The organism is Micromonospora inaquosa (genome assembly GCF_003857055.1).
In the GTDB taxonomy this organism is placed as follows: Bacteria; Actinomycetota; Actinomycetes; order Mycobacteriales; family Micromonosporaceae; genus Micromonospora; species Micromonospora inaquosa.
In genome coordinates this window covers 20,197-33,513 of the sequence record NZ_QGSZ01000198.1, presented here as the reverse complement: position 1 = coordinate 33,513, position 13,317 = coordinate 20,197, and the positions used below count along the sequence as shown (strand labels likewise).

The 13,317-nt window shown below is 67.7% G+C and carries 15 protein-coding genes and 1 pseudogene; 14 read left to right on the top strand and 2 right to left on the bottom strand.

Translation table 11 applies throughout. The annotated features are described in order from the left end of the window. Nucleotides 1-222 precede the first annotated feature (222 nt). From DLJ59_RS38075 to DLJ59_RS13570, 7 genes are read left to right on the top strand one after another with little or no spacing between them, the layout of a single operon-like run. Complete coding sequence (locus DLJ59_RS38075) at nt 223-945, top strand: hypothetical protein (protein WP_341869587.1); 723 nt, start codon at nt 223-225, stop codon at nt 943-945. Between the two features lie 37 nt (nt 946-982). After that, nucleotides 983-1,291 (top strand): hypothetical protein, encoded by a 309-nt coding sequence (locus tag DLJ59_RS13595; protein ID WP_124772874.1) that lies wholly within the window; start codon nt 983-985, stop codon nt 1,289-1,291. Nucleotides 1,292-1,297: 6 nt separating this feature from the next. Next, nucleotides 1,298-1,792, top strand: coding sequence for a WXG100-like domain-containing protein (locus DLJ59_RS13590; RefSeq protein WP_124772873.1), 495 nt, complete (start codon nt 1,298-1,300; stop codon nt 1,790-1,792). Beyond that, on the top strand, nt 1,785-2,390 hold the full coding sequence (locus DLJ59_RS36940) for a hypothetical protein (RefSeq protein WP_208648670.1): 606 nt from the start codon (nt 1,785-1,787) through the stop codon (nt 2,388-2,390). The genes DLJ59_RS13590 and DLJ59_RS36940 overlap by 8 nt, the downstream gene beginning before the upstream one ends. Further along, a complete protein-coding gene (locus DLJ59_RS13580; RefSeq protein WP_124772872.1) occupies nt 2,387-2,854 on the top strand; it encodes an SUKH-4 family immunity protein in 468 nt (155 codons plus the stop codon). The genes DLJ59_RS36940 and DLJ59_RS13580 overlap by 4 nt, the downstream gene beginning before the upstream one ends. A gap of 11 nt (nt 2,855-2,865) precedes the next feature. After that, the gene (locus DLJ59_RS13575) at nt 2,866-3,264 is read left to right on the top strand and encodes a YbaB/EbfC family nucleoid-associated protein (RefSeq protein WP_124772871.1); all 399 of its coding nucleotides are present in this window, start codon (nt 2,866-2,868) and stop codon (nt 3,262-3,264) included. Between the two features lie 43 nt (nt 3,265-3,307). Next, on the top strand, nt 3,308-3,508 hold the full coding sequence (locus DLJ59_RS13570; RefSeq protein WP_208648669.1) for a hypothetical protein: 201 nt from the start codon (nt 3,308-3,310) through the stop codon (nt 3,506-3,508). A gap of 13 nt (nt 3,509-3,521) precedes the next feature. On the opposite strand, the gene DLJ59_RS13565 is transcribed toward DLJ59_RS13570, so the two are convergent. After that, on the bottom strand, nt 3,522-4,124 hold the full coding sequence (locus DLJ59_RS13565) for a response regulator transcription factor (RefSeq protein ID WP_124772870.1): 603 nt from the start codon (nt 4,122-4,124) through the stop codon (nt 3,522-3,524). Beyond that, a complete protein-coding gene (locus DLJ59_RS13560; RefSeq protein ID WP_124772869.1) occupies nt 4,121-5,263 on the bottom strand; it encodes a sensor histidine kinase in 1,143 nt (380 codons plus the stop codon). The genes DLJ59_RS13565 and DLJ59_RS13560 overlap by 4 nt, the downstream gene beginning before the upstream one ends. A gap of 107 nt (nt 5,264-5,370) precedes the next feature. Between DLJ59_RS13560 and DLJ59_RS13555 the strand changes: the two genes are divergently transcribed. The 7 genes and pseudogenes from DLJ59_RS13555 to DLJ59_RS13520 all read left to right on the top strand — a co-directional run bounded on the left by DLJ59_RS13555 (nt 5,371) and on the right by DLJ59_RS13520 (nt 13,303). Further along, nucleotides 5,371-6,252 (top strand): ABC transporter ATP-binding protein, encoded by an 882-nt coding sequence (locus DLJ59_RS13555; protein WP_124772868.1) that lies wholly within the window; start codon nt 5,371-5,373, stop codon nt 6,250-6,252. Nucleotides 6,253-6,279: 27 nt separating this feature from the next. Continuing rightward, nucleotides 6,280-6,999: an ABC transporter permease gene (locus DLJ59_RS13550; RefSeq protein ID WP_124772867.1), complete on the top strand. Its 720-nt coding sequence runs from the start codon at nt 6,280-6,282 to the stop codon at nt 6,997-6,999. Further along, a complete protein-coding gene (locus DLJ59_RS13545) occupies nt 6,996-7,676 on the top strand; it encodes a GOLPH3/VPS74 family protein (RefSeq protein WP_124772866.1) in 681 nt (226 codons plus the stop codon). The genes DLJ59_RS13550 and DLJ59_RS13545 overlap by 4 nt, the downstream gene beginning before the upstream one ends. 601 nt (nt 7,677-8,277) lie before the next feature. Beyond that, a complete protein-coding gene (locus DLJ59_RS13535; protein WP_208648668.1) occupies nt 8,278-9,990 on the top strand; it encodes a carboxylesterase/lipase family protein in 1,713 nt (570 codons plus the stop codon). A gap of 71 nt (nt 9,991-10,061) precedes the next feature. Then, nucleotides 10,062-10,211: pseudogene (locus tag DLJ59_RS38280) on the top strand (IS982 family transposase); the annotation flags it as partial. 230 nt (nt 10,212-10,441) lie between these two features. Next, nucleotides 10,442-12,604: a hypothetical protein gene (locus tag DLJ59_RS13525; protein ID WP_425271419.1), complete on the top strand. Its 2,163-nt coding sequence runs from the start codon at nt 10,442-10,444 to the stop codon at nt 12,602-12,604. 390 nt (nt 12,605-12,994) lie between these two features. After that, nucleotides 12,995-13,303: a GNAT family N-acetyltransferase gene (locus tag DLJ59_RS13520; RefSeq protein ID WP_124772863.1), complete on the top strand. Its 309-nt coding sequence runs from the start codon at nt 12,995-12,997 to the stop codon at nt 13,301-13,303. The last annotated feature ends 14 nt before the right edge of the window (nt 13,304-13,317 follow it).

Here is a 13,317-nt window from a genome sequence, read left to right as displayed (position 1 = left end):
GCCCAGGGGTGGCCGGCGTGACATCTGTCGGTGACATCTCTATGTGAGCGTTCACATCGTCGAGGCGTGAGCGGCTAGGAGCTTCATGATTTCCGACAATTTGCGACCTGACGCGCGGTAGCTCCGACGCGTCACGCCTGTGCGGAGCATTGTGTTCTGCCCGTTACGTTCGTGTTGCGGACAAGTGTTAGCGATCGCATCTGAGGTGTCAAGAAATCGAACATGCTCGTTCAATCCGGCCCGTCAACCAGGCGAGCCGCCTCGGAGGCGGACAGTGTCCAGGCAATGCCGTACGGGCGAAAAGGGCAGCTACGCCGACGGTCTGCCGTCGGTGACCGATCGCCGCAAGTCCGCCCCACGGTGCTCTCACGTACCTTCCATCTGGGATCGCTCGTGGGTCGGCCACGTGCAGATCACCGTCGCCGAGACCCCGGCGTCGGCAGCCGCGGCGGCGGCTTCTACGAGGACGCCGGCGCGATGCGGGACATCGTGCAGAACCACGTGCTCCAGGTCCTCGCGCTGGCACTGATGGAGCCACCGGCCCACGCCCGGGCAATTCCACCTTCGCCCGGTCGTCGACCACATGCGCCTGCCCTATCGCGTGCGGCCCCTGACGGGACGGCCACGGGCAAGGTAATCGATCTCAATGGTGACTCCCACAGTCGACCGCTCCCCCAGCCGGGTCGCAACCCGGCGGGACGCGTTGACCGCCCTGAGCAGGCCATCCAGGCCAGTCAGGCGACAGCCCTGCTCCTTGGACGCCCGGACCAGCTCGACGGTCGCCTCTGCCGAGGGCTCAGGCCGCTTCTTACGTCCGGGTCTGGTCGTTCACGCGGTCATCACGACACCCTCCCCACCAGGCACAAAGCCCGATGGGTCAGGCCGGAAATACCGTTACATCCACAGACCAGGATCCGACATAGACGTCTCGCTATTCGCTGGTAGAGTCCCGACAGGAGGTGGTCCTGTGGATGGATTTGCCGTGGACCCAAACCAGATTCGGGGACAGGGAATCGCCCTCGGACATGTCGGTCAGTCCTTTGGTGACCAGCTCGGCCAGTTTCGAGCGGGGCTTTCGGCGTACGAGGGCGCGTGGGGCGACGACACCATCGGTGGACTAATCGGCGCGGCATACAACGTGGTCTCACAGTGGGCATTCGAGTGCTGGAAGGAGGTCGCCGACGAGTTGTCCTCCGCCGGCCAAGATCTCGCGGGCATGGCCAGTGCCTACGAGGAGACCGATCAGAAGGCGGCTGAGGACCTCGGTCGCCTTCAGGAACTCCTTGGGTAGGCCGTCATGGGATTGCAGTTGCCCGGTGAATTGGTCAGCCTGTTGAGCATGTTGGGCTACGACTGGCCGACGTCGGATGAGGAAAAACTGTTCGAGTTGGGGCAGGCGTGGTTGGGCTTTTCCGAACAGATGGCTAACGCCACGCAGTCGGCTGGCGGGGTGGCGCAAGAGGTGTGGGCCTCCAACCAGGGCTTAGCGATCAACGCCTTCCGGGAATGGTGGACAGCTCAGGACAGCGCCCCGGGGGTACTGGACCGGGGGGCAAACGGCGCCGCGACGGTCGGCATCGGTCTGATCGTGTGTGCCGGCGTTGTTCTAGCGCTGAAGATAAGCGTCATCGTGCAGTTGGTGATCCTTGCAGTCCAGATCGCGCAGGCGATCGCCACCGCAGTGGCGACGTTCGGCGCCTCGCTGGTGGAGATCCCGATCTTCAAGATCATTACCTCGAAGATCCTGGACCTCCTGATCGATCAGGCCGTCTCGGCGGTTCTTGGTGGCTAAGCGCCCGAAGCCCGACCTTCCGCCGGGTGCCGCCAAGAAAATCGCCGAGGCCTTGGACGACATCGACGCTCCGGAACCGCGCAAGGCTGCGCCGAAGCCTCGACCCAAGCCGCGCAGCGCCAGGGACGCTCCCGTGCCTGCTCGGTACCGGCAGCTGGGCTACGGCACCACGGACGAGAGCAAGCTGGCCCAGGCGGAACGGCTCAAGGACGGCAACACGAAGAACATCTACGGCGGGGCCACGTTCGATCACAACGGCCAGAAATACTCGGTCGCTGGCCGTTCCTCGTCCGAAGCCCATGCCGAGGGCGACATGCTCGACCGGATGCGGCAGGAGATCGCCGCACGAGAGGGAATCAGTCCTGAGGATGTCGACCTCAAACAGGTGACGAAGGCCAAGGTTTTCGTGGAGTTCTCACCCTGCGACACGAGACCAAGACGGTGCCAGCAACTGCTGGACGACGAACTCCCCGCCGGCACGGACGTGTCCTACAGTTGGCCGTGGAACCCCCGCGACGTCCGCGACGCTTCCCGGCTAGCACAGACGAATGCGGTGACCAAACTCTTTCAGAGAGGGACCCCAGGGCCGATATCATGACCACATACCCCGCCGACCAGGTCGCGTCAGTCGCTGTCGGCGAAGCACGGACGATCCTGACCGACTTCGGGCTGCCCGACGGCAGGCCCGCGCCCTTCCATCCCGCTCACACGCTCCATCAACTCGACAGCGACCCCCGTTACCTGGTCATCGGCGCCTGGGGTCGCGAAGGCGTGCTCATCGCATTAGACATTGAGGACGGTCGCGTGGTGGGCTACACACCCTGGGCGAACGAGATCTATCAGGTGAACACGTCGCTTCACCGGTTTGTCGACTGCATCAACGCCATCAAGGCCGCAGCGCCGCTTTCGCCAGACAATCCCCGGTACAACAGTTATGACGCGGCCGGAGACCATGTACTGGCCGCGCTCGCCGCAATCGACCCGGACGAGCTCAGCGACTCCGACTCGTTCTGGCTGGACATCGCCGACGACATCAAGGTCGGTGACTACGACACCGAGTAGCAGGGAGCAGCATGGCCGCCGCCGACGACATCCGCCGCATCCTCGACGACACCGTCACCGCGCTCAAGCAAACTGCGCCGGACCCGGAAACGGCCAGCATCGCCGAACTTCGCGGAGAAGGCACCGCCCCCGACGGGTTGGTCGCTGCGGTGGCCACACCCGACGGGCGGGTGGAGTCGCTGACCATCGCCCCACGGGCAATGCGCCTGGACTCCTTCACGCTCGCCGAGCACGTCACCACGGCAGTCAACGCCGCCCTCGGCGACTTAGCCGCCAAGGCTAGCGACGCGACGCCGGCCACCGACCCAACCGCACTGCTTCACCACCTGCAGGACCTCCAGATCGCATCGGTCCAGCGCCTGGAGACCTTCCTGCGCACGATCAACGAAGCGCGCCGGCCGGGACGGTGAGCCTGGCCACGAGCCAGCCAGTCCCGGTCGACCACCACAAGCCTTGCTCGAAGTCGTCATGTCCGTCTTCGGCGGCATGAGCAAAGGCGAACGCAACCGCACCAAGCTGCGCGTGCGCACCGCCATGGCCGCCCAGACACTCCTGGAAGGCCGATACCTCGGCGGACGCCCACCCTGCGGCTACACCCCGCATGATCTCGGCGCTCACCCCAACCCCGCGAAGGCCGCCGACGGCAACAGGTGACGCTCCAGGATGGTCACAGCCAGTCGTGTTCGCGGGCGTAGCGGGCCGCTTCGTGGCGGGTCCGGGTCTGGGTCTTGCGCATCGCGTTGGAGAGGTAGTTGCGGACGGTGCCCGGGGCCAGGTGGAGCCGGGCGGCAATGTCGGCGACCGAGTAGCCCTCGCCGGTGACCCGCAGGACGTCGGCCTCACGGTCGGTGAGGGGGTTGTCCTCGGTGACGGCAAGCGCGGACACATCCGGGTCGATCCAACGTTTGCCCGCGTGCAGGGTGGCGATGACCGAGGAGATGTGCGCCGGCTCGGCGGATTTGCTGACGAAGCCCTGGACGCCGAGCTTCAGCGCCTTGCGCAGCACACCGGGACGGGCGTGCCGGGTCAGCATGAGGATGACCTGCTCCGGGCGCGTGCGGCGGATCTCGGCGACCGCGCCGAGACCGTCCACGCCCGGCATCTCCAGGTCGATGACCAGCACGTCGGGCTCGTGCCGCAGGGTGGCCTCGACCGCCGTCCCGCCGTCGGACGCCTCGGCGAGAACGGTGACATCGCCCTCCATCGGCAGCAGCGCGGCTAAAGCGGTGCGCAGCAGCGCCTCGTCGTCGGCGAGCACGATTGTGGTCATCGGCCGTCACCCCGCTCCGTGTCGGCACGCGCGGGGGGTAACGTCGCCGCCGTCCGGAAGCGTCCCTGCTGCTGTTCCACTGTCAGCTCACCTCCGTCACCCGCCACCCGTTGCCGGAGCGCCGCCAGCCCGCGCAGCTCCGGGGGCGCGGCGGCCGTCACCCCGTCGTTGACGATGGTGATGCCCGACGCGGCGAGCGTGATCTGCACCTGGCTGGCCTGCGCGTGCCGCAGGATGTTGGTGGTCGTCTCCCGCAGCACCTGGCCGAGCAGTTCGCTGGCGCGGGCATCGACCTCGGCCTCCCGCGTCACCCGGACCCGGATGCCGGCGGCCTCGAACAGGTTCTTCGCGTTCTCGATCTCCGCGGTGAGATTGAGCCGTCGTTGTGCGTAGGCGAGTTCCTTGGTCTGCGCGATGGTGTCACTGACCAGCAAGTACGTCTCCCGCAGCTCCTGCTCCGCCCGCGCGGTGTCCCGGAGCAGCAGTCGCTGGGCCAGGGCGATCTTCAGCTTGACCACGTGCAGGGTGTGGCCCTGGATGTCGTGCAGGTCGCTGGCGAACCGCACGCGCTCCCGCACCACGGCCAGCTCCGCCTCACGCTCCCGGGTCTGTTCGAGTTCCCGGATGAGGTCGAAGAACCGCTCGCCCACGATGGTTAAGACCGTCACGAAGATGGTGAGGACGGTCGGGACGAGAACGTAGGTGACCAGGACGTGGCCGATGTCGTCCCGCTGCACCAGCAACCGCGCCGCACCGACCGCCGCGACATAGCTGAACAGCCCGGCCAGCAGCAGCTTCCGGTGCCGTCGCACCTCGCGCATGGCGAGGGAGCCCACCGCGCAGAAACCCCAATAGGCGTTGGGGCTGCCGCTCACCAGAACTCCCAGTGGCCACACCACCGCGGCCACGACCAGGCAGGGCAGCACCACTCGGGCGAGGTCGTTGGCCGTCCACCGTTCGAAGGCCACCAGCGCCGCCATGGCCCCCGGCGCCAGGATGATCAGGTGCCACCAGGTCCGCGCGTCGATGTAGAGCAGGACCACCGCGGCGAACACCACCGGCGGCAGTGACGTGGCGAGGTTGAGCCGGCGCAGCCTTCCCTGCGTCGACTCGGTGAAGCGCGGCGAGCTGGCGGTCACCAGACCAGTATCGGGCAGCCGGACGCCACGACCAGTGACACCACGTCACATGCGGTGATGACATGGCGCCACTGACGGGACGGCCTTGCCCGCGCTGTGATGGGTGCATGTCCACCACACCCATCATCGAAGTCGAACGGCTGAACCTCACCTACGGCGACTTCCACGCCGTGAAGGACCTCTCCTTCGAGGTACGACCCGGAGAGCTCTACGCACTGCTGGGCACCAACGGAGCCGGGAAGACCTCGACCCTGGAAGTCGTCGAGGGTCACCGGAGGCCAACCTCGGGCACGGTACGCGTGTTGGGGCACCGCCCCGACGACCGGCGGGCGGTACGTCCCCGAATGGGCGTGATGCTCCAGGAGAGCGGTTTCTCCCCGGACCTCACCGTCCGTGAGTCCGTCGGCCTGATCGGCCGGCTCACCCGGCGCACCGACGACGTCGACCGGGTGCTCGACGTGGTCGACCTCAGCGGTCGGGCCGGACGCAAGGTCTCGCAGCTGTCCGGCGGGGAGAAGCGGCGGCTGGACTTCGCCACCGCGGTCTACGGCACCCCGGAGCTGATCTTCCTGGACGAGCCGACCACCGGCCTCGACATCCAGTCCCGCGACGCCGTCTGGGCAACGGTGGACCGGCTCCGCGAGAACGGCTCGACCATCGTGCTCACCACGCACTACCTGGAGGAGGCGCAGCAACGCGCCGACCGGATCGGGCTCATGCACCAGGGCGTCCTCCATCGCGAGGGCACCGTCTCCGAGCTGACCCGCACCCTCCCCGGCGTGATCCGCTTCTCCCTCGCCACACCGGTGCCGCCGCTACCGCTGACGGCCGACGTGGACGCCGACGGGAAGGTCACCGTCGAGTCCTTCGAGCTGCAGAAGGACCTGCACCTCCTGCTCGGCTGGGCCCAGGCCCACGCCGTGGACCTGCGCGACCTGGCGGCCGGGCCGACCCGGCTCGACGACGTCTTCCGCGCCATCAGCAACTGATCCGCGCATCCCGAAGGAGCCTCACCCGTGTTGTCCATCGCGTCCAGCGAACTGATCCAGATCTTCCGCAACCGACTGATACTGATCACCAGCCTCATCATCCCGGTCGCGGTCAGCGCGTTCTTCGTGCGTCAGCACGAGACGTACGCCGCCCTCGGGAGCCTCGGCTACATCGCCGCGATCGTGACGTTCACCGTGGCCGCGTTCGGCCTCTACGCCACGGCCGTCACCACCCTGGCCTCCCGGCGGCAGAACCTCTTCCTCAAGCGGCTGCGCTCCACCGCCGAAAGCGACCCCAGCATCCTCGCCGGCCTACTGCTGCCCGTACTCGTCATCGCGGCGGTGCAGGTGGCCGCGATCCTCACCGCCCTGGCCGTGGTCGCCGGCGGACCGTCGAACGTCGCCCTGCTGGTGGTGGCGATCCTCGCGACGCTGGCCATGCTGATCGGCCTGGCGCTGGCCACGGCCGGGCTGACGAACTCCCCCGAACACGCCCAGGTCACCACCCTCCCCGTTACCCTCGGGTTGATCGCCGTGACCACCTGGGTGGGTATCTCCGGCACCGAGAACCTCGCCTGGCTCAAGCGGCTGCTGCCCGGCGGCGCGGCCACCGAACTCATCATGAACGCCTGGAACGGCGGCGTCGCCGTGACCGACTCCCTGCTCCTGCTCGCGCCCACGCTCGGCTGGGTCGTCATCGCCGTCAACCTCGCCACCCGACTCTTCCGCTGGGAGCCCCGCCGATGACCACCGAACCCAGCTCGCACACCCCGACCCTCGTCGAAGACCTCCTCCTGCTCCTGTTCCAACCCAGGTCCGGGACCATCGCCGGCGAGAACACCCTCTTCTACGTCCTCGGCGGAGCCGTCCTCGCCGACCTCGCCCTCGGCGGGCACCTGACCCCGACGGATCGGGGGCGGGTCAGCAGCCTGCCGGGTCACCCACCGTCGGACAGCCTCCTCCGCCCGGCCTACGACTACCTCGCCGAGAAACCCCGAGGGGTGCAGACGGCACTGGCCGCGATCGGTCCCGTCCTGCGCGAGCCGGTGCTCCAGCGGCTCGTCGCGCGCGGCGACATCGACCAGGAGCCCCGTAAGGTGCTCGGCCTGTTCCGGACGACAGCCCTGCGTGAGGGCAGAACCGAACGACGGGCGCGCCTGCTCGCCGAGGTTCGGCAGGTTCTCGTGGACGGTGCGAAGCCGCAAGCCCGGGTCGCCGCGCTCACGGCGCTGCTCTCGGCGAGCGGGACGCTCCCGCAGTTCCACCGCGAGATCCCGTGGACCTCACCGGTGATCAACCGAGCCAAGGAACTCGAACAGGGCGACTGGGGCGCCGATGCCGCAGGGGCAGCCGTGACCCGCACCGTGACGGCCACCGTCGTCAACAGCGCCATCGCGGCCATCTCTGTCCTTCCGCGAAGTTAGCCCGGTTCCGGGCGGACCTGCCGCTGGCGGTCGCGGCCAGGCCACCTACTCCGCCGGCGGCGACGACGGATATCTCACCTATCCGCCGTACGCCCACTCACGCGCGGACCGACACGCAATCCATCTGACCTGGATCCCGCACTTGAAAAGGAGGCCCGCGTGACCGCGCCGCCGCACCCGCCGCGCCGATCGGCGCCCGCGACCGGATCCAGGCGGTGATCTTCGCGTACGACAACGGCCTGGTCCCCCCTCGCTGACGGCGAAAGGACAGGAATAGGGGCGCCGGCGTCTCCGCCGTTACCTCGTGCGCTTCGGCGAGCCCGGACAGGGTCTCCGCTGACAGGCGACTCCTCACCGTGCGCCCGCCAGTGAAGCGCTTCGCGCGAACATGTGTCGGTTCTCAAAACAGCAACAGGAGTGAAGAGTGGGAAGCGAGTGGCAACAGCGCCCAACCGGTGTCGTCCAGGCGGGCGCCAGGTCTGGTGGGCGCCGACGGTTTGCGAGGTCCCTCCGCCCCTGGGTCCCCCTGTTCCCGCTGACGGCTGTCGCGTTCGTGCTCGCGTGGCTCAACCGGAGTCCGTGGTGGGGTTGGGTACTTGTCGTGGGGCTGCTCGTGGTGGTCGGTGCGACAGTGCGCTCGTGGGCCCGAGGGCACGCGCTGCTCCGGATAGGTGCGTGGCTGCTCGCCGGGGCGATCGTTCTCGGGGCGGCGGTGTTCGCCTATCCATCACCGCAGACCCGCATCGCCGGCGGAGTGGACCGCTCGCCGTCCGGGCCGGTGCAGACGCAGCAGGGACCGATCACCGGCGTCTACAACGACGAGCGCACAGTCGAGGTCTTCGCGGGCATCCCGTATGCGCAGGCTCCGGTGGGGGATCTGCGTTGGCGTGCGCCTGAGCCGCTGAAGCCGCGCGAGGGCGTGTTCACCGCAGACCGGTTCTCCGCCGTTCCGGTTCAGGGCACCTCCAGGTTCTTCACGCGGGCGCTCTCGCAGATCGTGGAGGTGCCCCTGGAAGGCACGCTCCTCAATCCCTATCCCGTGAGCGAGGACAGTCTCTCCCTCAACATCTGGCGGAGCACGACACCCGCCCCGAAGAACCTTCCCGTGCTCGTCTACATCCCGGGCGGCGGCTTCGCGACCGGCTCCGGCGCCCTCCCCCTCTACGATGGCGAGGCGCTCGCCTCCCGGGGCCAGGTGATCACCGTCACCATCAACTACCGGCTGGGGGTACTCGGCTTCCTCTCCCATCCCGAACTGTCCGCGGAGTCCACACACGACGCGTCGGGCAACTACGGGATCCTCGACCAGATCGCCGCCCTGGCGTGGGTGCGTGACAACATCGCGGCATTCGGCGGCGACCCCGACCAGGTCACGATCGCGGGCGAATCCGCCGGGGGCGAGAGCGTCTGCATCCTAGGTGCGACACGGCTCGCCGAAGACCTCGTGGACGGCATCATCGCCGGCAGCGGAGCGTGCATGGGCACCACGGGGAACAGCGAGCGCGGCGACCAGACCGACACGCGCGAGGCGGCAGAGGATGCCGGCCGTCGCCTGAGCGAGCGACTGGGAGGGGCGACCATCGAGGAGATGCGCGAAATGCCCGTCGAGCGCGTCGTGGACGCGGCGGGCGCGCTCGACGCGCACTGGCAGCCCTCCGTCGACGGCCACGTGCTCGAACGATCGCCGGCGGAGACCTACGCCTCCGGAGAGCAACTGGACGTGCCGACCCTGGTCGGCAGCAACGCGGACGAAGCCTCGCTCGCGCTGGCCAGTCCACCGGACACGGACGTCGACGAGTACCGGTCGTCCGCACGCGAGACATACGGTGAGGATGCGGACCGGTTCCTCGATCTGTATCCAGGGGAGACAGCGGAACAGGTTCTCGAGTCGCTCCTGCGGGTCGAAACCGACAGGATCATGACCCGAGCGATGCGGCGCTGGGCTCAGTTGCAGACGCAGACGGGTGAATCGGACGCCTACCTCTACTTCTTCTCACACATCCCTCCCGAGAAGGGTCTTGAGAAGTACGGCGCCTACCACGGCGCCGAGGTCGCGTACGCATACGACAACCTCGGCGCCGACAGCGCCGCCGACTACACGGAGGCCGACTACCGGCTCCGCGACCAGATGAGCGCGTACTGGGTCAACTTTGTCCGCACCGGCGACCCCAACGCACCAGGCCTGCCGGCCTGGCCGACGGTCGAGCAAGCGCCCGACCGCGTTATGGAGTTCGCCGGCGGCAGCGGGATGGCACCCCGCCCACGCCCCGACGCCGTCGACTTCTGGATGGACTACGACGGGCCGATCCCCTAGACGAGTAAGTCCACACGACCCCGGGTTGTTGGCCTAGACGAAGCGTGGTGCAGATCCGTTTGTGACGCCCGGGTTGGGCCGGGTACGGCTACTGCGCCCCGCACTCGACGTTCTTCTTGGGCCTACGCCCGCATCTCATCTGCACCCCGTCCGGTCTGCCGATCGCGTGGGCGCTCATTACCCCGAAAGTCGACGAGCGGAAGGTGCTGACGGCGGTCCTCGCCTCACGGTCCAGCTTCCGGACAGGATCAACGTCCTGTCCAACGGACCACACACCCAGGTCAAACGCGAAATCTAGGCGGTCCCGTCTGTAACGGGCTCGTTCGGGTATGCGCGGCTGGCCAGCGCTTCGCTCCGAGATGTCCCAGCCTGCGAGGTAAGAATGCCGGAATCATCGCGGTGCCGCGCACGGGGTGGGTGCGACCCGCCCCCGCCGGGTGACGTCGTTGAGTTGCGGGTGCACGGCGTGATTGGTGCCAGCGCGGATGACATCCTGGATCGGCCGCACGTGCAGCGGGTCGCCGGCGACAGCAAGGGCGGCTTCTACCGGCCTCGCCGAGGCTATGGTGACTCCCGAGGTGCCTGCGGCGTGGTGTTGGAGACATACCGATGGAGCGATCTGCGGAGCGGAGCCGCCGCAAGGACGCTGTCGCTGGTGTTGCTGTTGCCGTTCATGGCCTGCAACGTGGCGGCATGGATGCGGCCGCGGGCGAAGGTCAGCGGCGGTGTGGTCTGGGTAGGCTGCAGGCTGGTCGGCCTGAGCCTCACGGCCCTGTACGTCTTGTCGTTCGTCGGCGTGGCGTTGGACCTGCTCGCCTGCAAGTGCATGTCCCTGGGTAGCTGCCTCGGGGGCCGGACCTGGCTGTCCTGGCTCGGCGGTCAACCGGTCGGATTGCGCATGGCGCTGCTAGCGCTGGTGCCCGTCGCCGCGATCTGGGTGTTGTGGGTGGTGGGTTCCCGGTGCGGTCGCTGGTACGAAAACTTCATTCCACCTACGGGTGAGCCGGCCGACACGCTACTGGGCTCGATCGGGACACATAACGCCACGCCGGGAGTGGTGCGACTTCGCTCCATTCATGTGGCGACCGGCCTCGCTGTGCTCGATCTGAGTCTGATCGCGGCGTTGTGGGCTGGGCGTGGACCGAGCCTCCTCAACGTCCTGCTCACGTTCTGCGCCGTGCTCACCCTTGTCGCCAGTGTCGTACTGCTGTGCGTACCTTCCGTAATCGACGCCGTAGCCGGCACCTCGGTGGTCGATGGGGTGGTCCATGCCCTGCGGTCGACTGCCGTGGTGGTGACGATCGCCGTCATCGGGTGGGTCGCATTCGACCGCAGCGAGTGGCCCGCCGAAAACGGACTGCCCGGCCACGACGTCGCGGTCGTCCTGCTCGTCGGAACGCAGGGCGTCCTGCTCGCGCTGCTCGGGATCGCGGCACTGGTGGGCCGGGAGGGCAGCCGTGGGAAGCTGCGCTGGTCGGGTCCGCTGCTGTTCGCGTGTCTGGCGGTGGGACTGGGGGTCAGCTTCGCCACCGAATTCAACTACCGCGTATCGGACTACCTCGACCGCGATCTGCCCACCCCCGACGTGCTGCCCACCAGCCCTGTTCTGCCGTACAAGTGGACGATGTTCGGTTTCTTCGTGTCGGTCATTGGCGCAGCGGTCGCGGGTGCGGCGATGGTGCTGTTCACGCGGAGGCACCGACGGCGGACAGCGGACGGCATCGTCGCGCGCGACTTTCCTGAGGCAGATGCGAGGACGGCCCGACGGCGGGAACAAGTCCGCGACGCAATCGCCCGGGCGCAATTCACGGAGCGACTGCGTCCACTCGGAGTGACCTACTGCTGCCTCGTCGCGCTGAGCCTGGGTTTCACAGCTCTGGCCCTGGACGAACTACAGCCGAGCGTCGCCGTGGAGAGCCTGGTCAGCCTGCCGTCCGATTTCGTCAGTGCGGGCACTCAGTTGGGCAGCTACCTGATGGCGTTGCTGTTCGTCGGTTTGTTCTTCGGAGGACTGTTCGCCTACCGTACGACCGCTTTTCGTCGCTACATCGGTACGCTCTGGGACCTCGGCATGTTCTGGCCGCGTGCCGCTCACCCCTTCGCCCCACCGTGTTACGCCGAGCGCGCCGTGCCCGAACTCGCGTGCCGTATCAGCATGCTGGTCGGGCAAGGGAAGTACGTGTTGGTGGCCGCGCACAGCCACGGGTCGATACTCGCTCTGGCGAGCGTCCTGCAACTAGAGCCGTCTGTGCTCTCGAGGGTTGCCCTGCTGACGCACGGTTCCCCGCTGAGACGCTTCTACAGCACGCTGTTCCCGGCGTACGTGGGCAGTGATGTGCTGAGTGAGGCCGGCCGCCGGTTGGGCTGGCGCTGGGTGAACTTGTGGCGAGACACCGATCCCATCGGCAGTTGGATCTTCACGCCGGGACGCGGGGCTGACGACGCGCTGCGGCAGCGGTCCGCGGTGGACCGCCGGCTTCGGGATCCGCAGGATCTCGATGCCCGGGGCCGTGACACGGTCTGGCCCCCGATGTGCGGTCATCAGCCGTGCGTGACGGACGACCGATACGAGGCGGCGGTCTGCGAACTGTCCGAGCGGCTCCGGACCGGCTGAGATCATGTAGCCGTCGCCGAACATCAGGCGCTGCGGAGTGTGGTTCCACCGGCCTGCGGTGTCCGAAGGAGCTGCGGTGTGCCGGTCACAGGTCTCCTTGAAGCGCGTATGCCGATCCGGTAGTGGCACGGTGTCATCACCCGCATGTGACGCGGTGTCACTGGTTGCGGCCGGTTGCTGACGCACACTGGATGGTGTGACCGCGGGATCGCCGCGTTTCACCGAGACGACGCGGAGATGGTCGCGCCCGCACAACTTGGCGACGTCCAGCGGCGCGTTGTCCACCAAGTCCTGACAACGGGTCGGCCAAGAGGCCGGTGACACCAAGTGACGCATCCACTAGACCGCAGCGCCGTGGCTGAGATCCACACCACGACACATGGAGGACACATGGCAGTACGAGTGAGTGACGTCCCCGAGGCCAGACGATACGAGGCCCGCGTCGACGGAGAGTCCATGGTCGCGGGCGTCGCGCAGTACATCCGTACCAGCGAACTCGTCGCGTTCGTACACACCGAGGTCTCACCGGAGTACAAGGGAAAGGGAGTAGGGGCAGCACTGGCCCGCACCGCCCTCGACGAGGCACGCGCCGCGAACCTGCTGGTCCTGGCCACCTGCCCATTTATCGCGGGGTGGATCGCCAGGCACCCCGAGTATCAGGACCTGGTGTACCAGGCCTACAGCAGAGTCAGTGACTGACGGCCGAGCACGGC

Excerpts from the sequence above, each read along its gene's own strand:
- DLJ59_RS13565 (WP_124772870.1), bottom strand. The coding sequence starts at position 4,124 with ATGACCACAATCGTGCTCGCCGACGACGAGGCGCTGCTGCGCACCGCT.
- DLJ59_RS13590 (WP_124772873.1), top strand. The coding sequence starts at position 1,298 with ATGGGATTGCAGTTGCCCGGTGAATTGGTCAGCCTGTTGAGCATGTTG.
- DLJ59_RS38075 (WP_341869587.1), top strand. The coding sequence starts at position 223 with ATGCTCGTTCAATCCGGCCCGTCAACCAGGCGAGCCGCCTCGGAGGCG.
- DLJ59_RS13555 (WP_124772868.1), top strand. The coding sequence starts at position 5,371 with ATGTCCACCACACCCATCATCGAAGTCGAACGGCTGAACCTCACCTAC.
- DLJ59_RS13575 (WP_124772871.1), top strand. The coding sequence starts at position 2,866 with ATGGCCGCCGCCGACGACATCCGCCGCATCCTCGACGACACCGTCACC.
- DLJ59_RS13520 (WP_124772863.1), top strand. The coding sequence starts at position 12,995 with ATGGCAGTACGAGTGAGTGACGTCCCCGAGGCCAGACGATACGAGGCC.
- DLJ59_RS13580 (WP_124772872.1), top strand. The coding sequence starts at position 2,387 with ATGACCACATACCCCGCCGACCAGGTCGCGTCAGTCGCTGTCGGCGAA.
- DLJ59_RS13545 (WP_124772866.1), top strand. The coding sequence starts at position 6,996 with ATGACCACCGAACCCAGCTCGCACACCCCGACCCTCGTCGAAGACCTC.